This is a genomic window from Paraburkholderia eburnea, from assembly GCF_002917095.1.
In the GTDB taxonomy this organism is placed as follows: Bacteria; Pseudomonadota; Gammaproteobacteria; order Burkholderiales; family Burkholderiaceae; genus Paraburkholderia; species Paraburkholderia eburnea.
Map to the genome: position 1 here is coordinate 958,655 of NZ_PQGA01000001.1, position 25,127 is coordinate 983,781.

Consider the following 25,127-nt stretch of genomic DNA (forward strand, 5'->3'; position numbering starts at 1 on the left):
TGGGCCGCGCCGGAGACGGCGCGGCCAGGCGAGAGCGATCATACCGCGCCAAAAGTACGCAGGCCGGGTGGAAAACCCGGCCTTGCGCGGCGCTTCGAGAAGGGCATTGCAGGGCAAATGCCCCGGCGTCAGTCGCGGATGACTTCGGCCCAGCAGTTCGGCGTTTCGTACAGGCGCACCTTGTACAACTGCAGATTCACGCCGTAATGCGCGTCGTAGACGTTCGCGAGGATCTCGAAGGCGATCGCCGCGAGATTTTCCACGGTCGGGATGCGGTCGATCACGACGGTCTTGTGGCCCGGCAGCGTTTCGAGGAAACCGCGCACCTGCGTGTCGCCTTCGAAGACGAGGAACGCGTGATCCCACAGATCGACGAGATGCTGGTTCGCAAGCGCCTTCACGTCGGCGAAATCCATCACCATGCCGCGGTCGGGCGCGCCTTCCGTCTCGACGGTGTCGCCTTGCAGCGTGATTTCGAGCACGTAGCGATGGCCGTGCAGGTTCCTGCACTGGCTGCGGTGGTCGGGAATGCGGTGGCCCGCATCGAATTCGAGTTTTCGGGTGATCGTCAGCACGGCTGCTTCAACGGAAAAAGGCAAAATCAGGGAATGTTCAGGTATTTGTGCGTCTGCATCGACAGGCGCCATTGCGGATGGCGCTTGCACCAGTCGATGGCGAGCTTCGTGTTCAGGTCGCGCGAAGGACCGTCCATCGGCTGAACGAGAAAATACTCGAAATCGAGCTTCGCGTAATCGGCCAAACGCTGGTTGTCCTGCGGCACCACGACCTTGAGTTCGTTGCCCCTGGTGACCACGAGCGGCGCGTCGGCCTTCGGGCTCACGCAGATCCAGTCGATGGTTTCCAGCACCGGCAGCGAGCCGTTGGTTTCGATGGCGATCTCGAAGCCCGCCGCGTGCAGCGCATCGACGAAAGGCTGGTCGATCTGCAGCATCGGCTCGCCGCCCGTGCAGACCACGAAGCGGTTGCCCTCGCCTTCGGGCCACAGCGACGCGATCTTCGCGACCAGTTCCTCGGGCGTGCGGAATTTACCGCCGTTCTCGCCATCGGTGCCGACGAAATCGGTGTCGCAGAAGCGGCACTGCGCGCTCTCGCGGTCTTCCTCGCGGCCCGACCACAGATTGCAGCCGGCGAACCGGCAGAACACGGCCGGACGCCCGGCGTTCGCGCCTTCGCCCTGCAACGTGTAGAAGATTTCCTTTACCGCGTAAGTCATGCTGCTGCCTGGTTTCTGCCTGGTTTGCGATCTGCGCTGCCTGATCGTGATTCAACGCGCGATCCTGCGCGTGATTCAACGTGATTCGCGTGGCTCGGGTGAGAGGCTCGCGGGGAGCCGGTTCTTGCGGGCGTTATTGTGTCGTGTTTGCGGCGGCTTTGCTTGATGGCCGTTTTTCCACCCCGCGTTTAACCCCATCGTGGCCGCTGTAACGTCACGAAGGGCGCTGCCCGTGCGCCGCTTCGTTTTTGCTTCGCTTTCTGCTTCAGCCCCGGCGTCGCCGCGGCGCAAGCGCCGTCAGACCGGCGCTTCCGTAACCTGCTCGCCCGCCAGGTACGCTTCGTAGCCGCGCTTGCGCAGCTTGCATGCCGGGCATTCGCCGCAGCCGAAGCCCCAAGCGTGCAGCTCGGCGCGCTCGCCCACGTAGCAGGTATGCGTTTCCACGCGCACCAGTTCGACCAGCGCCTCGCCGCCCAGTTGTTCGGCGAGTCGCCACGTGTCGCCCTTGTCGAGCCACATGAGCGGCGTTTCCAGCAGGAAGCGCGTGTCCATGCCGAGATTGAGCGCGACCTGCAGCGCCTTCATGGTGTCGTCGCGGCAATCGGGATAGCCCGAGAAGTCGGTCTCGCACATGCCGCCCACGAGCACCCGCAGGCCGCGCCGGTAAGCAATGGCCGCCGCGATCTGCATGAACATCAGGTTGCGGCCCGGCACGAAGGTGTTCGGCAGGCCGCTTGCGGCCGTTTCGATCTCGATTTCGCGCGTCATGGCGGTATCGCTGATCGAGCCGAGCACCGAAAGGTCGATCATGTGATCTTCGCCGAGGCGTTCGGCCCATTCGGGAAACTCGCGCGCGATGGCGGCGCGAAAGCCGTCACGGCATTCCAGTTCGACGCGATGACGCTGGCCGTAATCGAAGCCGAGCGTCTCGACGGTATCGTAACGGTCGAGCGCCCAGGCGAGGCACGTCGCCGAGTCCTGGCCGCCGGAAAACAGCACGAGCGCGCCGTTCCTGGTTTCTGTTCGAGTCACCGTGAAACTCCGAGTTGAGAGGTTCCGCGCGGTCGCAAGCCTTCGAAACCCGCCGGGCGGACCGGCCCGGACTGTCGCCGGCCGGCCCAAGCAGTATAGGCCGCGGCACTTTGGCCGATATCGGCGCCACTTTATACCGCTGATATCCGGATGCCTTGCATCGCCTCGACCGGCAGGCCCGCAAAGACAACGACCCGGGGCCCGCCAATGAAAAAGCCCCAGGAATCTAACGATCTCCTGGGGCTCTGCATTCTGGTGGCCTGGGTCGGAATCGAACCAACGACACGCGGATTTTCAATCCGCTGCTCTACCAACTGAGCTACCGGGCCAACGAAGAAGGGAAATTATAGAGGCCTTTTTCGTGTCGCGCAAGCCCCTTCTCAAAAGTTTCTGAAAGCGCCATCGCCAAACCTCGCCGAACCCCGTTACTCGCCCTTGCTCTTGCCGAGATCGACGCCAAGCTGCTTGAGCTTGCGATACAGGTGCGTACGCTCCAGGCCGGTTTTTTCGGCCACACGCGTCATGCTCCCGTTCTCGCGCGCGAGGTGGTACTCGAAGTAGGCGCGCTCGAACGCGTCGCGGGCGTCGCGCAGCGGAATGTCGAACGAGATCGACGCCGTCTGCGCCGCGCTCACGCCGGGCGAGTCGCCGCCCAGCACCGGCAGCGCGGCCGCCGAGGCCACCACGGCGGGGCCGCCCGCAGCGGGCTTGGCGCCAGCCGCGCCCGTTGCCGGCGTCTGCGCCGCCGTGCCGCGCGCGAGACCCTGCTCGACCGCCTTGAGCAGCTTTTGCAGCGCGATCGGCTTTTCGAGGAAGTTGAGCGCGCCGATCTTGGTCGCCTCGACCGCCGTGTCGATGGTCGCGTGCCCCGACATCATGATGACCGGCATCGATAGCTGCCCTTGCGCCGCCCACTCCTTGAGCAGCGTGACGCCGTCGGTGTCCGGCATCCAGATATCGAGCAGCACCAGGTCCGGCACCTGGCGCTGACGGAATTCACGCGCCTGCTGCGCGTCCTCCGCAAGCTCCACGACGTGTCCTTCGTCGCTGAGGATCTCCGAGAGCAATTCCCGGATGCCCATTTCATCGTCTACCACCAGGATGGTTGCCATTTACGCTGCCCTTGTCTGCACTATTGCTTTTGTTCCTTGCTCCGCTGCCGGGCGCGTCCGGCCATCGCCCGATTTGCCGTGCGTCACGGCATTCGGGGCGCTGCCCGGGGTGGTGTCATCCGCCAGCTGGAGAAAGAGAATCGAGATCTGCGCGCCTTCTATCACATCGCCCGCTTTCATGCGATTACGAATGTCGATGCGCGCGCCGTGCTCGTCGACGATCTTCTTGACCATCGCAAGCCCGAGTCCTGTTCCTTTGGCCTTGGTCGTCACATACGGTTCAAACGCGCGCGTGAGAATCCGCGCGGGGAATCCCGGCCCGTTGTCCGACACCGTGAGACGCACCGCCACGCGCGTGCGCCCGTCCGCATCCGGATCGCCGTATTCTACGGCCCGCGTCTCCAGCGTTACACGAGGCGTGGCGATGTCGGCCACCGCGTCCTGCGCGTTTTGCAGCAGGTTGTGGATCACCTGGCGCAATTGCGTGGCGTCGCCGCGTATCACCGGCAGATTCGAAAGCTCGACCTGGATGGTGCTCTTGTGCTCCTCGGCGCCGTAGAGCGTGAGCACTTCGCTCACGAGATCGTTCAGTTGCAGGCTCGCGAGCACCGCCGGCGGCGTGCGCGCGTAGTCGCGGAAGTTGTCCACCATCTGCTTCATCGCCGCGACCTGATTGACGATGGTGGTCGCGCCGCGCTTGAGCACTTCGGCGTCGGCGGGCGCGAGTTTATCGGTGAGCTTCATCTGCAGACGCTCGGCGGAGAGCTGGATCGGCGTGAGCGGATTCTTGATTTCGTGCGCGAGACGCCGCGCGACTTCGCCCCACGCGACCGAGCGCTGCGCCGAGATCACGTCCGAGATATCGTCGAACACGACCACATAGCCCGAAGTCTGCATGTCGCCGGCGTCGCGGCCGGTATCGGAAACGAGGCGCGCGCCGCGCACGAGCAGCGTGAGCGGATCGGTTTCGCCCGCAACGGGCACCGAGAACTGCTGCTGCCAGTGGCCGCGATCCACGTCGTGGCCTTCGCCATGGCTGCGCGACGCTTCCTGATCGGCGAAGGCCTTGCGCACCATCGCCGCGAAGTCGCCGAGCGCGCTTACATGATCGATCGGCACACCCAGTTGCGACTCGAACGGATGGCGGAAGATGCGCTCCGCGCCGGGGTTCGCCGTGGTCAGGCGGAACTGCCGGTCGAACACGAACACGCCCGCCGTGAGATTGGCGAGGATGCTTTCGAGATACGCCTTCGAATGTTCGAGCGCGACGCGGTTCTTCTCGACCGCGAGGCGCGCTTCCGAAAGCTGGCGCGTCATCGCGTTGAAGGACTGCGTGAGAAAGCCCAGTTCGTCGCGCGACTTGATTTCGCGCTTGGGCGTGTAATCGCCCTCGGTCACTTCCTTGGTGCCCTGCGCGAGCAGGAACAGTGGCCGCGCGAGCTGGTTGCCCAATGCGAGCGCGAGCATCATCGCCACGAAGGTCGCGAGGAACAGCGCGAGCGTGAGCGTGCCGATGTACATCTTGCGCAGGCCCGTGCGGCCCAGCGCCTTTTCCTGGTATTCGCGATAGGCGCGCTGCACGGCGTCCGCGTTGCGTGCGAGCGCGGCGGGCACGGGCTGCTCCAGTTGCAGGAAGCGCTCGGCGGGCTGCAGATCGGTGGTGTTGCCATCGGGGATGCGCGTCACCACGCGCAGCCTCAAGGCGCCCTTGGGACCATGCAGGCGCGGATCGCCATCGACCTCGCCTTCGATCGCCGCGTAGCCGCGTCCGCGCGCCTGATCGATCATCAGCGCCGAGGGCAGATCGGCCGGCATCAGCGACGAGAAGTTGCTCGACGCCTGCGCCACCACATGCATGTCGGGCGCCGCGCCCGACATGCTGCGCACCGGCTCGACGATGGTTGCGTCCTGCACGCCGAACTGGTCGCGCGCGCGCAAAAGCGTAAGCGTCGTGCCCGCCGAATCGCCGTTCGCGATCTGCTCGGCCATCAGACGGCCCTTGGTTTGCAGATCGGACAGCGACGCGTCGAGCATGCCGCGCCCGAGGTTCAGGCCCGCCGTGAGCGCGGTTTCCACGTTCACGTCGAACCATGACTCGATCGAGCGCGAGACGAACTGATACGAGACGATGTAGATGATGCCGCCCGGCACGACGCCCACCAGCGCGAAGAAAAACGCCAGCTTGGCGAGCAGTCGCGTGCCGAACTTGCCGCGCCGCAAGCGCACCGCGATCACGATCACGAGCGCGGTCACCACGGACAGGAAGATGATCGCAACGCCGATGTTGGCCGCGTAGAGCCAGCCGTAGTAGCGGTCGAAGAATTCGGTGTTGGCGCTCGCGGCGGCGAGCAGCACGAGCAGCAGCGTCGCGGTCAGCGCGACGGTCGACACCAGCAGCCTGACGACGAAGCTGCTGAAGCTGCCTCCGGTGGCGCGGCGCACTTTATTTAGCACGATCGGTCACCGTGAATCCAAAGCGCTTCCAGTCGGAAGAGAGATTCCAGTCGCGGTTGTTGACCGCATCGATCTGGAAGGGCTTGGGCATGAGCGCAACGTCGAGCTGCATACGCACCGAAGCGTTATACGTCTCGCCCGTATGCACCTGATTGCGCTCGATCACATGCCACGAGGTCACGTGCTTGATGACGGCGAGCGCGTCCGAGAGCGTCGAAAAACCAAGCTGCAGCCCGCCGCTCGACACGCGGTATTCACGCGTGAGCGGCTGGAACGACAGGCGAATGCTTTGCGAGACGCTCACGGGCTGTTCGTCGAACCAGTACCAGCGCGGGCGCGTGAGTTCGAAATCGGTGGTGAAGTAAAGCGGAATGCCCTTGTTGACCGCGTCTTCCAGGCTGCTGTTGAGCTCGAAATCGAAACGGGCGTCGAGGCTCCAGCCGGTGCCGTCGGCCTGCAGCGACGCGCGCTGCACCGAGATCGAATCGGCGCGTGCGGGCGTGACGGCCAGAAAGCCGAAAGCCAGCGCGAGCCAGATCAGAGCCGCGAAGCGCAGCGGGAAGAAGCGTTTGATGGTCACCGTTTCTGAAAGCGCGCGTAGAAGAAGCCGTCGTGATCTGCGGTGCGATCGGGAACGGGGCAGGCGCTCGTGCCCGCTTCGGCATCACGCCCGGCAGGCAGCAGTTGCCCCGGAGCATCTAATCGTACCGCATCCGCGTGGGTGCTTTCAAACCAGCGCGCCTGATCCTCGCCCTCTTCGGGGAAGATCGAGCAGGTCACGTAGAGCAACTCGCCGCCCGGCTTGAGCAGGCCCCACAGCGCATCGACGATGCGGCGCTGCTCCTGCGCGAGCGCGGCGATATCGGTCGCGCGGCGCAGCCAGCGAATGTCCGGATGACGGCGCACGATGCCCGAAGCGGAACACGGCACGTCCGCGAGAATGCGGTCGAAAAGCTGGCCGTCGAACCACGCGGCGGGCACGCCCGCATCGCCGATCACGACGCGCGCGCGGCGGGCTTCGCCGTGAGGTTGATCGCTTTCGGCGGCTTCTGTGTCTGCGTCGTCGCTGTCTTCTTCGTCGTCTTCCTCATGCGCTTCATCGCTCTGTGCGAAACCCAGACGCGCGAGGTTCTCGCCGATGCGCTTCGCGCGCAAAGCGTCGCTTTCCAGCGCGATCAGATCGATGTCGGCGAGTTCGAGCAGATGGCCGCTCTTGCCGCCGGGCGCCGCACACGCGTCGAGCACACGCATACCGTCGCGCACGTCGAGCGCCGGTGCCGCCAGCTGCGCGCCCGCGTCCTGCACGGAGACGTCGCCCGCCATGAAGCCCGGGATGCGATCGACCGGCAGCGGCGCGGCCAGGCGCACGGCGTAGTCGCCGATCTGCGTCGCCGCGATGTTCTCGGCGGCGAGGCGCTTGAGGTAGTCGGCGGCGTTAGTGCGGCTTGCATTCACGCGCAGCGTGAGCGGCCCGTGCGTGTTGCCCGTTTCCAGAATCGCCTGCCACTGATCCGGCCACGCGCGGCGGACCGCGTCGATCCACCATTGCGGATAGTTCCAGCGCGCGACCTCGTTGGCCTGGGCGGCGGCCAGCGCGCTCTCGCGCTCGCGCAGGAAGCCGCGCAGCACGGCGTTGACGAGCCCCTTCGCGAAGGCCGTTTCGCGGCGCGCGCCAATCGAGCGCACCGCCTGATCGACCACGGTGAAGGGCGTGTAGGCAGCGTGCGCCTCGTCATCGACGAGCAGTGCCAGCGCGCACGCAAGCAGGTTCAGCACGGGCGGCGGGGGCGCCTTGCTCACGCGCTGCTTGATCAGGTAGTCCACGACGCCAAGGCGGCGCATCGTGCGATAGGCGATGTCCTGCACCGCGCCGCGCGCCGTCTGCGCGGCGTCGAACGGCAGTGCGGCGAAGGCGCTCGACAGCGCCGCCGGCAGGGCCGCGCCCGCGCGCACCGCGCCGACGGCGTGAGCCGCCTCGTCGAGCGCGAACGCAAGCGAGTCGGGGGCCAGATGCAGGGCCGATTGCGCGGCGGCCTGAGCGGCCGGGCGCGAACCTGGACGCGAGCCTGGCCGTTTTGCGCGAGCCGGACCGGACGGGCGGCGGGAGGAACTGGATGTCATGAAGAAACCGGAAGCAGGCCGCGCCGTGGCGCGGCGAATGGAGCACAAGCGAGCCATTGTAGCGTGGCGCGGGCGCAACGCTGCTGGGCCGAACTCAAGCAAACCGTTTCGGCGAATTCAAAGAAAAAGGGCAGACGGTGGTCTGCCCTTCTGGTTGTCCTTCCGTGCGCGGTCTATGGCGGTCGCCTTAGTCGAAACGTCCCGTGCGCGCCATTTCCATCAGACGCGCGATGCGCTCTTCCGTGGCCGGGTGCGTCGAAAACAGATTCGCAATCGCGCCGCCAGCGAGCGGATTCATGATCATCATCTGCGCCGTGGCCGGATGCTGTTCGGCGGCCGGGAACGGGATGCCCTGCGCGTAGCGATGAATCTTGTCCAGCGCCGACGCCAGCGCCTGCGGATCGCCCGAAATCTGCGCGCCGCCGCGATCGGCCTCGAACTCGCGTGCACGCGAAATCGCCATCTGGATCAGCGCGCCCGCGATCGGCGCGAGCAGCGCGACCGCGATCCCCGCGATCGGGTTCGCGGGGCGGCCGTTCTCGTCACGGCCGCCGAAGAACATCGCGAAGTTCGCAATCGCCGAAATCGCGCCCGCCATCGTCGCTGAAATCGTCGAAATCAGGATGTCGCGATGTTTCACGTGCGCCAGTTCGTGCGCCATCACGCCACGCATTTCGCGCTCGGAGAGCACGCGCAGGATGCCCGTGGTCGCGGCCACCGCCGCGTGCTCGGGATTGCGGCCCGTGGCGAACGCGTTAGGTGCGTCTTCGTTGATCAGGTAGACGCGCGGCATCGGAATGTTCGCGCGCGTGGCCAGTTCGCGGACCATGCGGTAGAACTGCGGCGCGGTGGTCTCGTCTACTTCCTGCGCGTTGTACATGCGCAGAACCATCTTGTCCGAGAACCAGTACGAAAAGAAGTTCATGCCGAGCGCGATCAAGAACGCCAGCATCATGCCGCTGCGCCCGCCGACCATGCCCCCAATCGCGATGAAAAGGGCCGTAATCGCGGCCATCAACATCGCGGTTTTGACCCAGTTAAACATGTTCTGTGCTCCTTCACCCACCAAGTATCAGGTCATCGAATCGCCCGCTGCCGCAAACACTACTTAAGCCGCAGCGAGCGCATTGTAAGCGATTTGTTAGATATGGGCGGATCGGAAAAATTCAATCTCAGCGCGTGCTGGTCGCGAGTTTGACGCCCAGGCCGACAAACGCCGAACCGACGGTGCGATCGAGCCACTTCTTGATGCCCGGCTTGCCCGAGAAGCGCTGCGTGACGCTGCCCGCGATCCATGCGATGAAGCTGTTCCAGACCGTGCTCATCAGCACGAACACGGCGCCGAGTGCAAGGAAGGCCAGAATCTTGTGCGGGCTCGTCACGGTCACGAACTGCGGAAAGAACGAGACGAAAAACAGCACGACCTTGGGGTTCAGCACGTTGGTCCAGAAGCCCGAGAGGAACAACTGGCGCAGCGGGCGCGGCTGGACCGGCGCGGCGGCGGGCGCCGTTTCGGTCTGCTTCGCGAAGATCAGCCGCACGCCGAGATAAACGAGATAGCACGCGCCGACGAGCTTGATGACGGTGAACGCAGTCGCCGAAGCCGCCAGCAGCGCGGTCAGCCCGAACGCGCAGGCGAGCGCGTGCACGCAGCATCCCGCCGAAATCCCCAGCGCCGACACGAGCCCGGCGCTGCGCCCTTGCGCGACGCTGCGGCCGACGATGTAGGCCGTATCCGGGCCTGGCGTGACGTTCAGAAGGAAGACGGCGACGAGAAAGAAGCCGAAATGGGTGATGCCAAGCATGACGTTCTCTTACAAAGCAACTCGGAAAGCGCAGTCGAGCCATCTTCCGCAGACGTCCCGATCAACTTGTCGATTCTAACGCGCGCCGCATGACGCGCGTTGCCGGCCGCTTCGTGAGACTGCGTGGGATTGCGTGAGAACCTCGGCGGCGCTCAGGCCGCGGGGGAATCGTTGAGCGCGAAGCGCTGGCCGGCCACGAGCGGCATACCGGCAAGGAACTCGCGTGCCGGCAGGCGCTTGCCGCCCGGCTTTTGCAACTGCGTGACGCGCAGCGCGCCCTCGCCGCATGCCACCACCACACCGGCGGGCGTTACGTCGAGAATCTGGCCCGGCTCGGCGTCAGCGGGCACGTTCACGTCCTGCGCGACTTCGGCGGCCCACAGCTTGATGAGCGCGCCGTCCAGGGTGGCCGCGCCGCCCGGGAACGGATCGAACGCGCGAACCTGGCGCGCCAGCGCCGCAGCAGGACGGCGGAAGTCGAGCGCGGCTTCCTGCTTGCCGATCTTTTCCGCGTACGTCACGCCTTCGGCGGGCTGCGGCGTGATCGGCAACTGACCCGTGCGTTCGAGCTGGGTGAGCCAGTCCACCACGAGCTGCGCGCCCAGCGTCGCCAGGCGGTCGTGCAGCGTCGCGGTCGTGTCCGTTGCCGTGATGGGCGTGCGGATTTCCGAAATCATCGGCCCGGTGTCGAGACCCACATCCATCTGCATGAGCGTGATGCCGGTCTCGGCGTCGCCGGCCTCGATCGCGCGATGGATCGGCGCGGCGCCGCGCCAGCGCGGCAGGATCGACGCATGGATGTTGATGCAGCCGGACGGCGGAATGTCGAGCACTTCCTGCGGCAGGATCAGGCCGTAGGCGGCGACCACCATGACGTCGTGCGGCGTCGCGTGCAGCAGGTCGAGCGCGGCGGCGGCTTCTTCCGGGTATTTGCCCGCGCGGCGCAGCGAAGTCGGCTGCGCGACGGGGATGCCCTGCTCTTCGGCGTAGCGCTTGACGGGGCTCGCCTGGAGTTTCATCCCGCGTCCGGCAGGACGGTCTGGCTGGGTCAGCACGAGCGGCACGGGAAAGCCCGCCTCGTGGATCGCGGCAAGCGCGGCGGCGGCAAATTCCGGCGTACCGGCAAAAATCACGCGAAGGGAATGGCTCATGGACACGGACAGGTCAGCAAACGAACAAGGTGAAGGCGTGGCGCCCGAGCTTACATCGCGCGTTCGAGCTTCTTCATCTTGCTCTTGATGCGCGTCTGCTTGAGCGACGACAGATATTCGACGAACACCTTGCCCATCAGGTGATCCATTTCGTGCTGGATGCACACGGCGAGCAGCCCTTCGCAGTCCACTTCGTAGCTCTCGCCCTTCTCGTTGAGGGCGCGCACGCGCACTTTCTCCGCGCGCTCGACTTCGTCGTAGATGCCGGGCACGGAGAGGCAACCCTCTTCGTGGATTTCGCGTTCGTTGCTCGACCAGACGATTTCCGGGTTGATGAAGACCTGGAGTTCGTTGTGCGTATCGGACACGTCGATCACGACGACGCGCTCGTGCACGTCCACCTGGGTGGCCGCGAGGCCGACGCCAGGCGCCGCGTACATGGTTTCGGCCATGTCGGCGACGAGCTTGCGGATGCGGTCGTTGACGACCTCGACCGGCTTGGCGACCTTGTGCAGGCGCTTGTCCGGGTAATGAAGAATGTTCAGTAGAGCCATGGTTCGACAGGTTTCTCGTTGGGCGCCGCGGGGCGTGCGCTCTCGTGTGCACTCTTGCGCGCGCTGGCCGTTCGGCCGGCTGGTGAGCCCCACGCGGAAAACAGAAGATATGCGGACGATATACGGACAAATCGACCGGAATCAACACACCGCCGGCCACCTTGCGCGCAATCGGAGCATTCGGCAGCAGGGGCGAAAGCGGCGCCACGCAGCCATGCCGGCAGCCCGCCGTGACGATGGATCACAGCGCCGCAACTGTATTTCGGATGGTGAAAATTTTAACACGACGGGCCAGGCTTCGCCCGCCCACCGGAGTTTCGCCCATGCCGATACCCACGCCCTTGCCGCTCCTGACCGATGAACTCAGCGCCTGGTTGCGCCTGGCTCATGCGCGCGGCCTGAAGCCGGCGGCGCTGCGTGCGCTGCTCGGCGCTTTCGGGCTGCCGCAACAGGTGCTGGCCCAGCCGTTCGACGCGCTTGCGGCGGTTTGCGGGCGTGAAGCCGCGCAGGCCGCGCTCGCGCCGCCACCCGCCGATTTCGCGCAACAGCTCGCCGCCGTGCAAGCCTGGCGCGCCTTGCCGGGCAATGCGCTCGTGACGCTCGCCGATCCCGCCTATCCGCCGCGTCTGCTGACGATGCCCGACCCGCCGCCGCTGCTTTACGTGAAGGGACGGATCGAGCTACTGCACGCGCGCGGCGTGGCCGTCGTCGGCAGCCGCAGCGCCACGCCGCAGGCGCTGGAGGACGCGCGGCGTTTCGCGCGCACGCTTGCTGCGGCGGGCGTGGCGGTCGTGTCGGGGCTTGCGCTCGGCGTGGACGGCGCGGCACACGAAGGCGCGCTGACCGAACGTGGCGGCACCGTCGCGGTGATCGGCACGGGCGCCGATCTGGTCTATCCCGCCGCGCATCGTCCGCTCGCCCAGCAGATCGCCGCGCAGGGCGCGATCGTCAGCGAATGGCCGCTCGGCACACCGGCGCGCTCGGCCAATTTCCCGCAGCGCAACCGCGTGATTTCGGCGCTCGTGGAGGGCGTGATCGTGGTCGAGGCGGCGATGCGCTCCGGCTCGCTCATCACCGCGCGGCTCGCCAACGAAATGGGGCGCGATGTGTTCGCGCTGCCCGGATCGATCCATGCGCCGCTCTCGCGCGGCTGTCATCGGCTCATCAAGGAAGGCGCGCAACTGGTCGAAACGCCGGAGGAAGTGCTCGAAGCGCTTGGCATCACGCCACCCGCGCAACCGGGCCAGGCAGCCTCGCGCGCGCCGCGCACCGATCCTGCGACGCGCAGACGCGGCACGAAGGACGCGCAGACACTTCCGCTCGAATTCACCACGCCCGCAAGCGCCAGTTCGCCGCCGCTCGATTCACAATCCGAAGCACTGCTCGCCGCGCTAGGCCATGCACCCGCCACGCTTGAAATTCTCGCGCAGCGCACCGACATGGCCGAAGCGGCGCTGCAAGCCACGCTGCTGCGGCTCGAACTGGCCGGCCATGTGAGCGCGCTGCCAGGCGGGCGCTTCATGCGGGCGTCCCACTGCTAGTGCGCGGCCGTGTTACATTCGCGCCAAATGCATCATCGAGCCGCGCTGGCGTGCCGTTTCAGACGCTTCAGACGCCACTGCGCCAGCCCGCGCACCATCGACTCTATATAGAAGAGACCGCAAGGAACGACCATGCCCGCGCTTGACCTCGACACCGACGCCGACCAGATCGCCGAGCGCGTCAGCGACCGCGACACGCTGTTCGTCGCGTGCCTGTGCGCGCAGTGGTGCGGCACCTGTCGCAACTATCGGGCGACCTTCGACCGTATCGCCGAAGCGCATCCGGAAATCTGCTTCGCCTACATCGACATCGAAACGCACGCCGACCGCTTCGACGACCTCGACGTGGAGAATTTCCCCACCATCCTGATCGAAGACAGCAACGCCACACGCTTTTTTGGCACCGTGCTGCCGCACGCCGCCGTGGTCGAGCGCATGCTCGCGGACCTGACGGCGCTGCCGGGCGTAGCCGATGCGCCAAAGCTGCGGCCCGTGCTGATCGAAGCGTAAAACCCGCGCGCGCCGCCGCTCGAACCCCGAAAGCCAGATCAAGGCTTCGTTCGCCGGCCAGGGCCGTCCCGCTTGCCCGGCGGCGCGCCGCGCCATTATTATTGGCGCCCTTACGATCGCGCCAAAAGCGCCTCGCGGGCAGCCAAACCGATGACACGAAAATCGCCGCCCGCGCGCCATGTGCTATAAAGCGGTCGTTAACGAGGCGCCCAACGGCGCGCCGGCCACGCGGCCAATCCAGACGGCATAACCGCGGGGCGCCCACCCGGATACACCCACACACAACCAGTCATGTCCAAAGCTCTGATCATCGCCGAGAAGCCATCCGTCGCGAACGACATCGCGCGCGCTCTGGGCGGATTTACCAAGCATGACGAGTACTACGAAAGCGACGACTACGTGCTGTCGTCGGCGGTCGGCCACTTGCTGGAGATCGCCGCGCCCGACGAGTACGAAGTTAAGCGAGGCAAATGGAGCTTCGCGAACCTGCCCGTCATCCCACCCCATTTCGATCTGAATCCGATCGCCAAGAGCGAGTCGCGGCTCAAGGTGCTCACGAAGCTGCTCAAGCGCAAGGACGTCACGCAGCTGATCAACGCCTGCGACGCGGGGCGCGAAGGCGAGCTGATTTTCCGTCTGATCGCGCAGCACGCGAAGGCGAAGCAGCCGGTCCAGCGCCTGTGGCTCCAGTCGATGACGCAGCAGGCGATCCGCGACGGTTTCGCGAACCTGCGCAGCGACGACGACATGCTGCCGCTCGCCGACGCCGCGCGCTGCCGCTCGGAAGCCGACTGGCTTGTGGGCATCAACGGCACGCGCGCGATGACGGCCTTCAACAGCAAGGGCGGCGGCTTCTTCCTGACCACGGTTGGCCGGGTTCAGACGCCAACGCTGTCGATCGTCGTCGAACGCGAAGAGAAAATCCGCCGTTTCGTGCCGCGCGATTACTGGGAAGTACGCGCCGAATTCGTCTGCGCAGGCGGCTTCTACGAAGGCCGCTGGTACGACCCGAAATTCAAGAAGGACGAGCACGATCCGGAAAAGCGCGATTCGCGCCTCTGGAGCCTGCCGGCCGCCGAAACCATCGTCGCCGCCTGTCACGGCCGCGAAGGCACGGTCACGGAAGAATCGAAGCCGTCCACCCAGCTCTCGCCCGCGCTCTTCGACCTGACGAGCCTGCAGCGCGAGGCCAATGGCCGCTTCGGTTTCTCGGCGAAGAACACGCTGGGCCTCGCCCAGGCGCTGTACGAAAAGCACAAGGTACTCACCTACCCGCGTACCGACGCGCGCGCGCTGCCCGAGGACTACATCGACACCGTCAAGGAGACGATGGCGATGCTCAAGGAAAGCAACAACTACCTGCCGTTCGCCAAACAGGCGCTCGACAAGGGTTGGGTGAAGCCGAACAAGCGCATCTTCGACAACTCGAAGATCAGCGACCACTTTGCAATCATCCCGACGCTGCAGGCGCCGAAGAATCTGTCGGAACCGGAACAGAAGCTTTACGACCTCGTCGTCAAGCGCTTCCTCGCCGTGTTCTTCCCGGCGGCGGAATTCCGCGTCACCACGCGTATCACCGAAGTCTCGGGTCATCATTTCAAGACCGAAGGCAAGGTGATGGTCGAGCCGGGCTGGCTGCAGATCTACGGCCGCGACACGAGCGGCGACGACGCCAGCCTCGTGCCGGTGCAGAAGGACGAGAAGGTCAAGACCGACAAGATCGCCGCGCATCAACTGGTGACCAAGCCGCCCGCACGCTACAACGAAGCGACGTTGCTGTCGGCGATGGAAGGCGCGGGCAAGCTCGTCGACGACGAGGAACTGCGCGAGGCGATGGCCGCCAAGGGTCTCGGTACGCCGGCCACGCGCGCGGCCATCATCGAAGGTCTGCTCGGCGAAAAGTATCTGGTGCGCGAAGGCCGCGATCTGATCCCGACCGCCAAGGCATTCCAGCTCATGACGCTGCTGCGCGGTCTGGGCGTGGAGGAACTCACCGCGCCGGAACTGACCGGCGAATGGGAGTACAAGCTTTCGCAGATGGAGCGCGGCAGGCTCGCGCGCGACGCGTTCATGCAGGAAATCGCCCGCATGACGCAGACCATCGTGAAGCGCGCGAAGGAGTACGACTCCGACACGATCCCCGGCGACTACGCGACGCTGCAAACGCCGTGTCCGCATTGCGGCGGCCAGGTGAAGGAGAACTACCGCCGTTTCGCGTGCACGAAGTGCGAGTTCTCGATCTCGAAGATTCCGGGCGGCCGCCAGTTCGAAATCCCCGAAGTCGAAGAGCTGTTGCAGAACAAGACGATCGGACCGCTTTCGGGCTTCCGCAGCAAGATGGGCCGGCCGTTCTCGGCGATCCTCAAGCTGTCGTTCGACGACGAGATCAAGAACTTCAAGCTCGAATTCGATTTCGGCCAGGACGCCGGCTCCGAAGACGGCGAAGCGCCGGACTTCTCGCAGCAGGAAGCCGTGGGCAGCTGCCCGAAGTGCAAGGGCCGCGTGTTCGAGCACGGCATGAGCTATGTCTGCGAAAACTCGGTGGCGAATCCGAAGACCTGCGACTTCCGCTCGGGCAAGGTGATTCTCCAGCAGGAAATCGCCCGCGAGCAGATGGCCAAGCTGCTGACGGAAGGCCGCACGGACCTGCTGACGAGCTTCAAGTCGTCGCGCACCGGCCGCAACTTCAAGGCGTTCCTGGTCAAGCAGCCGGACGGCAAGATCGGCTTCGAGTTCGAGAAGAAAGAGCCGAGCGCAAAGACGGCGGCCAAAACGACGAAGAAAACCGCCGCCAGCGCGGACAGCGGCGAAGCCGCGAACGATGCGGCCAACGACGCCGCCGAGGCGAGCGCCAGGCCGGCACGCAAGACCGCCGCGAAGACCACGGCAGCCAAGGCCGCGCCCGCACGCAAGACCGCTGCCCGCAAGACGGCGGCTCGTAAGACGGGTTCCTGAGGCGAGCCTGACGCGCGGCCTTTTGCCGGGCCGCACGCGTTAGCAAAAAAGGCGCAACTTCTTTCGAAGCTGCGCCTTTTTTTCGTCTGAACTTGCGCCAAGGCGGCGCAAATCCGCATTTACAGCGGCGAAATCGCCGAAGTCCGCGTGCGGCTCGTCGACGTGCGGCCAGCCTTGGGTGTACGTTCAGCGTCCACGTTGCTGCCGAGGCTGGAGTCGAGAAGCTCCGAAATCGGTTCCGCGCCGTCGAATGCCTCGGGCACCACGGGGTACGCGGCGCCATTGGGCGATGCCGCCATGGCATCGGCCGGACGCGCCTGGCCGTCCTTGACCCACTGCTCGCCAAGCTGGCTGTTCGGTGTCTGGCTGAAATGCTCGACGAGGTGATCGATGAACGTGCGCACCTTGGCCGGCAAATGGCGGCGGCTCGGATACGCGACGTTGATCTCGACCTGCGGCAAACGGTAGTCGCCCAGCAGCCGCACCAGACGGCCACGCGTCATGTCGCGCCCGATCAGGTAACTCGGCAGGATCGCGATGCCCATGCCAAGCAGCGCGAACTGGCGCAGCATTTCGGTGTTATTGGCGACGATCACGTTGCTCGGCCGCACCCGCACTTCCCCATCCGCCCCCGTAAACACGCGCTCGTCGCCCCAATATTCCGAGGGCAGCGACAGCGACGGATGCTCCATCAGATGCTCGGGGCGCGTGGGCGTGCCGTGCTTCTCCAGGTAGGCAGGCGTCGCGCACACGGTCATGCAGCCCGTCGTCAGGCGGCGGGTGACGATGCTCGCGCTGCGCATCTGGCGCGCGGTCACGACGCCCAGGTCGAAGCCCTCTTCGACCAGATCGACCTGACGATCGACCAGCGTGACATCGGGGATCACCTGGGGATAGCGCTGCGTGTAGGTCTGCAGCACAGGCGCGAGATTGTGCAGGCCGAAGACGACCGGCGCGACGATGCGCAGCGTGCCCACGGGCTCGTGGTTACGCGCGACCACCATTTGCTCGACGTCCTCGAGTTCGTCGAGGATCTGGCGGGCGCGTTCGAGATAGACCTGACCGGATTCGGTGAGCGAAAGGCTGCGGGTCGTGCGATTGAGCAAACGCGTGCCGAGCCGGCCTTCCAGGTCGGCGACGTGACGCGTTGCAACCGCATTGGAGATATCCATTGCCGAGGCGGCCCGGGCGAAACTGCCGAGGTCCGCCACTTTGACGAATACTCGCATCGACTGCAAATGATCCATGAGACAACTCCTGGGTGTTACTTGTCCGCCGAAAACCGGCGGAGGAAACCGGGAATTCTCCTACGACATCAGAATTCGTGCAGAAGTTGCCTCCCTGGCTGCGAATTTCATCAAAATTTTCGCTACTGTCACCTAATCTGGGGCGCCGCAACGGCTATTGTTTCCTGTGGCGAAACAATTTTGCGCGATGCAGCGAGACGTCACGCTTGGGGGCGAACAGAAAACCAAAGGCTATGCCCCGTTTTCCTCCGAACATTGCGACCCTTAAACTGAAAAAGGCCGCTCGAAAGCGGCCCTATATTCAAACTGCGTTCAAAGTGCGCTCAACAACCTTGAATAATTAGCTAGTGAGCGCTCACATCAATATCGTTCACGATATTAAAAGCGCCCTTCCAGCGCCGTGCGGGCGTCGCGCAACGCCTGTGGCAAGCCCTGCGCGAGCGTTTCGAACAGCTCCGTGTGCAACGCGAGTTCCGCGCGCCACGCGTTAGCATCGACGGAAATCACCTGGGCGAACTGCGCCGGCGTGAAATCCAGCCCGCGCCAATCAAGGTCGTCGTAGCGCGGCGAGACGCCGAACGCATGGTCCTCGCCTTGAGCCTCGCCTTCGATGCGGCGCACCATCCATTCCAGCACGCGCATGTTTTCCCCGAAGCCCGGCCACACGAACTTGCCGTCATCGCCCTTGCGGAACCAGTTCACGCAGAAGATGCGCGGCAGCGTCGCGCCCAGTTGCGTGAGACGCGCGCCCACCTTGAGCCAGTGACCGAAGTAATCGGCCATGTTGTAGCCGCAGAATGGCAGCATCGCGAACGGATCGCGCCGCACCACGCCTTGCTGGCCGGCAGCGGCGGCCGTGGTTTCCGAGCCCATCGTCGCGGCCATGTAGACACCCTCGGTCCAGTCGCGCGCCTCGGTCACGAGCGGCACCGTGGTCGAGCGGCGCCCGCCAAACAGGAACGCGTCGATCGCCACGCCCTTGGGGTTCTCCCAATCCGCGTCGATCGACGGGCATTGCGAGGCCGGCGCCGTGAAACGCGCATTGGGGTGCGCGGCCTTGCGGCCGGTTTCCTTCGCGATCGCGGGTGTCCAGTCGTTGCCCTGCCAGTCGATCAGATGCGCGGGGGGCGTGTCGGTCATGCCTTCCCACCAGACGTCGCCGTCGTCGGTCAGCGCGACGTTCGTGAAGATCACGTTCTCCTTGAGCGTCGCCATCGCGTTGAAGTTGGTCTTCTCGCTCGTGCCCGGCGCCACGCCGAAGTAGCCCGCCTCCGGGTTGATGGCGTAGAGACGGCCATCGGCGCTCGGCTTGATCCAGGCGATATCGTCGCCGATCGTGCTGATTTCCCAGCCGTTCATCGCGGGCGGCGGAATCAGCATGGCAAAGTTGGTCTTGCCGCACGCCGACGGAAACGCCGCCGCGACGTGGTACTTGCGGCCCTGCGGCGACTTCACGCCCAGAATCAGCATGTGCTCGGCGAGCCAGCCTTCGTCGCGGCCCATCGTCGAGGCGATACGCAGCGCGAAGCACTTCTTGCCGAGCAGCGCATTGCCGCCGTAGCCCGAGCCGTAGCTCCAGATCTCGCGCGACTCCGGAAAGTGGACGATGTACTTGGTCTGGTTGCACGGCCACGCCACATCCCGCGCATCGGCCGCCAGCGGCGCGCCAACGCTGTGCACGCAGGGCACGAACTCGCCGTCCTCGCCCAGCACGTCGTACACGGCGCGGCCCATGCGCGTCATGATGCGCATGTTCACGACCACGTACGGGCTATCGGAGAGTTCCACGCCGATGTGCGCGATCGGCGAACCGAGCGGCCCCATCGAGAACGGCACGACGTACATCGTGCGCCCACGCATCGAGCCTGCGAACAGGCCGTCGAGCGTCGCGCGCATTTCGGCCGGCGCCATCCAGTTGTTGGTCGGGCCTGCGTCTTCCTTCTTCTGCGAGCAGATGAAGGTGCGATCCTCGACGCGCGCGACGTCCGAGGGATCGGAGCAGGCAAGATACGAATTAGGGCGCTTCTGCGGATTCAGGCGGCGCATCGTGCCGGCATCGACCATCTGCTGGCAAAGACGGTCGTATTCTTCCTGCGAGCCGTCACACCAGACGATGCGCTCCGGTTGGGTGTGCGCGGCAACGCTTTGCACCCACTCCACCAGTTTTCGGTGGCGGACCCAAGCCGGCGCCTGCGCGGCGGCCTGAGCGGGAAAATCGGGATGGTTCATCGAAGTGTCTCCAACTGGGCTGATAAAAAATCGTTTCGGCCCTTTTCGACGCTGCTAGCGAGAGGCGCAGCCGCCGCGAATGGTGTATTCCCCTGTATTTCGGACACCCTGGTTCGCGCGGATGGGCAGGTCGTCAAGGCCTTTATCGGCGAGGGTTCGCAACCGTCTGTAAAGCGGCTTGCATCGCGGCCCTTCAAGCTGATAAAAGTGAAAAATTCTCGTTCAAACTGTTGCCAGCCGTATTGAGCGCCGTCGTACCGAACGCAAATTGAGTGCCTGCTTGTTATCAATTTTCCGCGTCTGTACGTGCAACGAAGGCTTCCCTATATTCATACCAGCCTTCCCGGCGCTGCATAGTGGGATAACCACCAGATGAACACCGTGTTGCACCGCGCCTTGACGACTCGCGACGTGCCTCACTACCCCAAGCGCTTCACCCCGAATTGCACCACCCTCTACCCTTGCAGCCATGAAAATTGCCATCCTTGACGACTACCAGGACGCCGTCCGCAAGCTCGACTGTTTTGAACTGCTCGCCGAACACGAGGTCAAGGTCTTCAACAACACCGTGCGCGGCCTTGGCCAGCTCGCCAGCCGCCTCTCGGAAGTCGAAGCACTCGTCCTGATTCGCGAACGCACGCGCATCACCTCGCAACTGCTCGACAAACTCCCGCATCTGCGCATGATCAGCCAGACCGGCAAGGCCGGTCCGCATATCGACATCGCGGCGTGTTCGGAGCGCGGCATCGCGGTGCTCGAAGGCACCGGCTCGCCCGTCGCGCCCGCCGAACTCACCTGGGCGCTCATCATGGCCGCGCAGCGGCGCATTCCGCAGTACGTCGCCAACCTGAAACAGGGCGCGTGGCAGCAGTCCGGCCTGAAGACCTCGGCGATGCCGCCGAACTTCGGTCTCGGCCAGGTGCTGCGCGGCCAGACGCTCGGCATCTGGGGCTACGGCAAGATCGGGCGACTGGTGGCCGGCTACGGCAAGGCGTTCGGTATGCGTGTGGTCATCTGGGGCCGCGAGCACTCGCTCGAAGCCGCGCGCGCCGACGGTTACGAAGCCGCCGCGAGCCGCGAGGCGCTGTTCGAGGAAAGCGACATCCTTTCGCTGCATCTGCGTCTGCACGACGACACGCGCGGCATCGTCAAGCAGGAGGACCTGCTGCGCATGAAGCCGACTTCGCTGCTCGTCAACACGAGCCGCGCGGAATTGCTGGAAGAAAACGCGCTGCTGGGCGCGCTTGCGCACAATCGCCCCGGCATGGTGGCCATCGACGTGTTCGAAAGCGAGCCGATCCTGCAGGGCTACAGCCTGCTGCGCATGGAAAACGTGATCTGCACGCCGCACATCGGCTATGTGGAGCGCGAGAGTTACGAGTTGTACTTCGGCGCGGCGTTCCGCAACATCCTGGGTTTCGATGCGGGCGATCTCTCGCACGTGGCGAATCCGGACGCGCTGCAAGGCGGCCGTCGCAAGTAAGCGCAAGGCGCTTCGCAAGCCACAAGGCGGCTCGGTTTTTCGCACCGAGCCGCCTTGTTTCGTTTTACTGCGTACGTTTTTATGCGTGCGCCGCAGCGTCGAGCACGTCGGGCAGACGTTCGAGGAAACGCTGGCCATCTTCATAGCCGAGGTTCCAGGCGTGCTGCATCTGCTGCGGGCTGGTGTAGTCCCAGCTCGAAATCGGCACCTTCGCCGAAGGCTGGATATAGAGGCGCTGCTGCTCGCCGCCCGCCTGCGTGCGGTGTTTGACCACGAAGGTCTGCGGACGCGGATAGAGACGCGTGACCATCACGAGCACGAGGCCCGGCGTGTCGTCGAGCGCCCCCACAGGCACGTTGTCGACCATGCCGCCATCGAGGACCGGACGGCCGTTACGGCGCAGAACCGGCGTAAACGGCGGTGTGCACGACGACTGCAGCACGAGATCGGCGAGATCCTCGACGCGCTCGCAGGCCTGCGCCGTCACGAACTCCGGATGGAAGCCGAGCTTCTGGCCGAGCGTCGGATGCAGCGTCTTGCGGATGTGCTTTTCGATGTTGTACGCGATCAGACCCGCCGCCACGGCACTACGCGCGCCGAGCCAGCGCGGCACGTGCGACACGCCGATGCGGATCTCGGGCGCGTCCTGCAGCTTGCCGAACTGCGGCCCATAGATGTCGAGCAGCGCCTGCCGATAGATGCGGTAGTGCGGAAACACCGACTCGCTGCGCAGCAGATTGCCCCAATAGGCGTTGCGCTTGTTGTGCTTGAGCGCTTCCTCGTAATAGCGCATGACCCACTGCGAATCGCGCGTGTAGATCATGCAGGCGGTGGCCGCGCCGGCCGAAATGCCCGTAATCACGCGCGGACGGATCTGCAGTTGCGGCTGCACCACGTCCCAGAACCCCGCCTGCCACCAGCAGCGGTTGCCGCCGCCCGCAAAGACCACCTGATCGAACATGTCCTTCGTCTCTTCCGGATACCGAACGCGATAGCTTAGTCGAGCAGCGCGTAAGTCGAGGTGGCGTGGACCGCCATCCGGCCCTCTTCGTCGTAGAGTTCTATTTCGCCGAACACCAGATTGCGGCCCATGCGCAGCACGCGCGCCGTGACCGTCACGTCGCCCTTGCGCACCGCACGCATGAAACTGGTGTTGAGCGCGACGGTGGTCATCGGCTTGAATCCGCCGAGCGCCGCCGAGATCGCGACGATCATCGCCGTATCGGCGACCGCCATGAACACCTGGCCGCAGATCACGCCGCCCGCGTGGCGCAGTTCGCCGGAAAACGGCAGACGCAGCGTGGCGCTCTCCTCCGTGACTTCGACCGGCTTCAACCCGAGCGCCTTCACCCACGGCGCCAGCACGCGCTCGAGCAGCGCGTCGATTGCCTTTTCGTCCATCGCTTCTTGCCTGTCCTTGCCTGTCTCGTACTTTTTAGGGATGGGGTGCCGCGCCCCGGACAAACCCGGCGCGCGGCGTGGCGACATGATACCGGCAGGGATCGGCAATCGTTGATAAGGCAGGGTAAGCGTGGATGATGTTGGGGTTCGATAGGTGGCCGAAAGGCCGTAGCCAAGGGCCGCCAAACCTCGCCCCAAGTTTTTTTAGGAAATTTGCGAAAAGGACTTGCCAAGTCTCAAAACGACAGGCATAATCTTTTTTCTGTTGGGGGCGTTAGCTCAGTTGGTAGAGCAGCGGACTCTTAATCCGTAGGTCGAGTGTTCGAGTCACTCACGCCCCACCAGCTAATTCATGTGAAAAGCCCGGTCTTTCGACCGGGCTTTTTGCTTTTCTGCGTCCTATTTAGGCAAATTCGGGCAACGAGACCCGCCGCCGATACCGCCGGACAGCAACAGGACGAGTGTGCCCGGCACAGCCACCGCAAAGGTGACCCGAAAAACTATCTCGTCAAGAATCGCATTCAGTTTGAACTGCTCAGTGTAGCGGCTCAGAACCATTTCCCTCCCTATATCCGTGGTTAGAATTTACTCCGCTTATATGGTTTGATACCAACAACGTCGATTTTTTGCAGGATAATTTAATATCCATGCCGATGTTTGGCATATGATCGAAATTTACCAGGCCACAACACCTCTTTGATAAATTAATATCGAAAATTGAAGCCTCAGCAAACATGGCATTAACATCAATTTCCGAAGTTTTAATGTCCAACGGGTAGTTGCGCGCCATCCATAGTTTCGTATGAGCGTCGCTCTCTTTGAAGACGAAAGATTGACACTGCCGAATCGCGAAAAGATGGGTAGCGACCGAAAGTCTTAATCAGCAAATCGCAGTTTTCGGCCAGTTCCCCACCCCACGTTTTGTCCTCAAAGTGGTCTACATCTTGACTGACCCGCCGCTGATTCAACGAACGGAGTATGTCAAAACCATCGTTAGCCTTTGCCACAGCACCAATATCAGGCAGCGGCGACGTCAAGTGTTTCGAATTCGACAGCTATTTCCGCGCCAGCGGTAGCGAGTACTATCGCAATCTGCCTTCCAGGCGTATCGGTGAAACGTTCACTTTTTGAGAGCATGGATAGGGCAAGATCATAATTTTTGTCACCCGGTTTGACTATTTTCACTTCAAAAACGATATTGTTTGTAACGCTGAAATGTTCAACTGTACAGCGGCTTGTCTTGTTGAAGGTAAGCGTTGCACGCTTCCCATTATCTTCGAGTGCGACAATGAGTTTATTGCGATCACGAACGGCAAGAACGTCAATATTCCAGTCATGGAAATAATCAAATTCTTTCAGATTTTCCATACAAAACCTTGTCAATAAGGCAACAGGGAGAAGGCATTGCCACTATCCCTGACACCGTTATCCCAATTATGCGAATGAGGGCTGCCAAAACCGTGATCGTGGCCAAAATCAATATCGACTGCCGCGTTACCGTCTCCGTCGTATAGTCGCCATTGCTGCTTTCCTGAACTATTCTCGACCCATTGATTCGGCGGCCCACCCTTAGAAGGGAGCCATGCCGTTTGCAAAGCGTCGCCGGATGGCCCGACATCTTCCCCGCCGTACTCGAACGGTTGTGCATCGCCGAGTGGTGTCGATGCACCGTCTGAATCCGCGCTGAAGATGTTATCGCTAAACATGCCATCATCATCACCGTTGGAGTCGTCGTCCTTACCGCCGCCGAGCAAAGCACCCGCCGCCGACTCAACGAAGCCGGGCAAACCAAAACCGTCGTCAGCCGTGGCAGGGACACCCAAGGCAGGCCGGGGGGCGAGCGTCGCATTCACGACACTGCCCCCTGAGTCCAGCGCGGGAAGCTCACCATTGGCCCGCCGCAGCGCGTCAAACTCCCAGGCATTCAAGACCTTGGGCGCGTATCCGTAACCGCCGCCGCCAATCGGGGCGGCCCAGCGCTGCGGCGCGGCGTTCGGCTGGGCTACGCGCGGCAGGCCCCGATATTCGCGATTCACTACCGGCACGAGCCGACCGGATGCCGCCGCATCAGTCAGCAATTTCTTGACCGCCGCGTTGTCGCTCGGCAGGTTCCAGTGCGCCAGGTTCAAACTGTCGCGGGCAAACGCCTGAACATCGCGCAGCGCCTTTTCGCCGGTAATCGTGCGTAAGTCCCAGTTCGGATGGAAATGTCGGACAAACGCCGCCGTATCGTCCGCGAGTTGCCTGAGCCGGTCCTTTTCCCACAGCTCGCCCTTGTCCACTTCGCTCAAGGGCCGC

Annotated in this window: 21 protein-coding genes and 2 tRNA genes; 5 read left to right on the forward strand and 18 right to left on the reverse strand. The window is 64.1% G+C overall.

The annotated features are described in order from the left end of the window. Positions 1-128: 128 nt before the first annotated feature. The 12 genes from queD to def all read right to left on the reverse strand — a co-directional run bounded on the left by queD (position 129) and on the right by def (position 11,463). Positions 129-572, reverse strand: coding sequence for a 6-carboxytetrahydropterin synthase QueD (gene queD, locus B0G62_RS04295; RefSeq protein WP_103702975.1), 444 nt, complete (start codon positions 570-572; stop codon positions 129-131). A gap of 29 nt (positions 573-601) precedes the next feature. Next, entirely contained in the window at positions 602-1,234 is a 633-nt protein-coding gene (gene queE, locus B0G62_RS04300; RefSeq protein WP_103702783.1) for a 7-carboxy-7-deazaguanine synthase, read from the reverse strand. A gap of 297 nt (positions 1,235-1,531) precedes the next feature. Then, positions 1,532-2,266, reverse strand: a complete 735-nt coding sequence (gene queC, locus B0G62_RS04305; protein WP_103702785.1) for a 7-cyano-7-deazaguanine synthase QueC — start codon at positions 2,264-2,266, stop codon at positions 1,532-1,534. A 253-nt stretch (positions 2,267-2,519) separates the two neighbouring features. Continuing rightward, positions 2,520-2,595 (reverse strand) — tRNA-Phe (locus B0G62_RS04310). Between the two features lie 96 nt (positions 2,596-2,691). Further along, on the reverse strand, positions 2,692-3,378 hold the full coding sequence (esaR, locus tag B0G62_RS04315; RefSeq protein WP_103702787.1) for a response regulator transcription factor EsaR: 687 nt from the start codon (positions 3,376-3,378) through the stop codon (positions 2,692-2,694). Then, positions 3,379-5,832 carry a sensor histidine kinase gene (locus B0G62_RS04320; RefSeq protein WP_103702789.1) on the reverse strand — a complete coding sequence of 818 codons (2,454 nt, stop codon included), beginning with the start codon at positions 5,830-5,832 and terminating at the stop codon, positions 3,379-3,381. Then, the gene (locus B0G62_RS04325) at positions 5,822-6,412 is read right to left on the reverse strand and encodes a DUF4390 domain-containing protein (protein WP_103702791.1); all 591 of its coding nucleotides are present in this window, start codon (positions 6,410-6,412) and stop codon (positions 5,822-5,824) included. The genes B0G62_RS04320 and B0G62_RS04325 overlap by 11 nt, the downstream gene beginning before the upstream one ends. Beyond that, positions 6,409-7,953 carry a 16S rRNA (cytosine(967)-C(5))-methyltransferase gene (rsmB, locus tag B0G62_RS04330; protein ID WP_103702793.1) on the reverse strand — a complete coding sequence of 515 codons (1,545 nt, stop codon included), beginning with the start codon at positions 7,951-7,953 and terminating at the stop codon, positions 6,409-6,411. Before rsmB ends, B0G62_RS04325 begins: the two co-directional genes overlap by 4 nt. Positions 7,954-8,140: 187 nt before the next feature. Further along, on the reverse strand, positions 8,141-8,998 hold the full coding sequence (htpX, locus tag B0G62_RS04335) for a zinc metalloprotease HtpX (RefSeq protein ID WP_103702795.1): 858 nt from the start codon (positions 8,996-8,998) through the stop codon (positions 8,141-8,143). A 127-nt stretch (positions 8,999-9,125) separates the two neighbouring features. Then, the gene (locus B0G62_RS04340; protein WP_103702797.1) at positions 9,126-9,758 is read right to left on the reverse strand and encodes a LysE family translocator; all 633 of its coding nucleotides are present in this window, start codon (positions 9,756-9,758) and stop codon (positions 9,126-9,128) included. Between the two features lie 152 nt (positions 9,759-9,910). Further along, complete coding sequence (gene fmt, locus B0G62_RS04345) at positions 9,911-10,909, reverse strand: methionyl-tRNA formyltransferase (protein ID WP_103702799.1); 999 nt, start codon at positions 10,907-10,909, stop codon at positions 9,911-9,913. 50 nt (positions 10,910-10,959) lie between these two features. Further along, on the reverse strand, positions 10,960-11,463 hold the full coding sequence (gene def, locus B0G62_RS04350; RefSeq protein WP_103702801.1) for a peptide deformylase: 504 nt from the start codon (positions 11,461-11,463) through the stop codon (positions 10,960-10,962). Between the two features lie 323 nt (positions 11,464-11,786). Here def and dprA point away from each other — a divergent pair, with 323 nt between their 5' ends. The 3 genes from dprA to B0G62_RS04365 all read left to right on the forward strand — a co-directional run bounded on the left by dprA (position 11,787) and on the right by B0G62_RS04365 (position 16,469). Beyond that, positions 11,787-13,004: a DNA-processing protein DprA gene (gene dprA / locus B0G62_RS04355; protein WP_103702803.1), complete on the forward strand. Its 1,218-nt coding sequence runs from the start codon at positions 11,787-11,789 to the stop codon at positions 13,002-13,004. A gap of 132 nt (positions 13,005-13,136) precedes the next feature. Next, positions 13,137-13,514: a thioredoxin family protein gene (locus B0G62_RS04360; RefSeq protein WP_103702805.1), complete on the forward strand. Its 378-nt coding sequence runs from the start codon at positions 13,137-13,139 to the stop codon at positions 13,512-13,514. Between the two features lie 291 nt (positions 13,515-13,805). Further along, positions 13,806-16,469, forward strand: coding sequence for a DNA topoisomerase III (locus B0G62_RS04365; protein WP_103702806.1), 2,664 nt, complete (start codon positions 13,806-13,808; stop codon positions 16,467-16,469). 119 nt (positions 16,470-16,588) lie between these two features. Here the strand turns inward: B0G62_RS04365 and B0G62_RS04370 are convergent, their stop codons facing one another. Together B0G62_RS04370 and B0G62_RS04375 are read right to left on the reverse strand one after the other, a co-directional pair. Then, positions 16,589-17,716, reverse strand: a complete 1,128-nt coding sequence (locus B0G62_RS04370; RefSeq protein WP_103702808.1) for a LysR family transcriptional regulator — start codon at positions 17,714-17,716, stop codon at positions 16,589-16,591. Between the two features lie 378 nt (positions 17,717-18,094). Then, positions 18,095-19,945: a phosphoenolpyruvate carboxykinase (GTP) gene (locus B0G62_RS04375; RefSeq protein ID WP_103702810.1), complete on the reverse strand. Its 1,851-nt coding sequence runs from the start codon at positions 19,943-19,945 to the stop codon at positions 18,095-18,097. A gap of 469 nt (positions 19,946-20,414) precedes the next feature. Between B0G62_RS04375 and B0G62_RS04380 the strand changes: the two genes are divergently transcribed. Beyond that, positions 20,415-21,428, forward strand: coding sequence for a D-2-hydroxyacid dehydrogenase family protein (locus B0G62_RS04380; RefSeq protein WP_103702812.1), 1,014 nt, complete (start codon positions 20,415-20,417; stop codon positions 21,426-21,428). Positions 21,429-21,507: 79 nt separating this feature from the next. Here B0G62_RS04380 and B0G62_RS04385 read toward each other — a convergent pair whose 3' ends face one another. Continuing rightward, on the reverse strand, positions 21,508-22,389 hold the full coding sequence (locus tag B0G62_RS04385) for a patatin-like phospholipase family protein (RefSeq protein ID WP_103702814.1): 882 nt from the start codon (positions 22,387-22,389) through the stop codon (positions 21,508-21,510). A 35-nt stretch (positions 22,390-22,424) separates the two neighbouring features. Next, positions 22,425-22,829 carry a PaaI family thioesterase gene (locus tag B0G62_RS04390; RefSeq protein ID WP_103702816.1) on the reverse strand — a complete coding sequence of 135 codons (405 nt, stop codon included), beginning with the start codon at positions 22,827-22,829 and terminating at the stop codon, positions 22,425-22,427. Positions 22,830-23,097: 268 nt separating this feature from the next. Between B0G62_RS04390 and B0G62_RS04395 the strand changes: the two genes are divergently transcribed. Beyond that, positions 23,098-23,173, forward strand: a tRNA-Lys gene (locus B0G62_RS04395). A gap of 673 nt (positions 23,174-23,846) precedes the next feature. Here the strand turns inward: B0G62_RS04395 and B0G62_RS04400 are convergent. After that, complete coding sequence (locus B0G62_RS04400) at positions 23,847-24,197, reverse strand: hypothetical protein (RefSeq protein WP_103702818.1); 351 nt, start codon at positions 24,195-24,197, stop codon at positions 23,847-23,849. 11 nt (positions 24,198-24,208) lie between these two features. Next, positions 24,209-25,127: hypothetical protein (locus tag B0G62_RS04405; RefSeq protein WP_146055196.1), on the reverse strand; the 919-nt coding region annotated here is incomplete at its 5' end.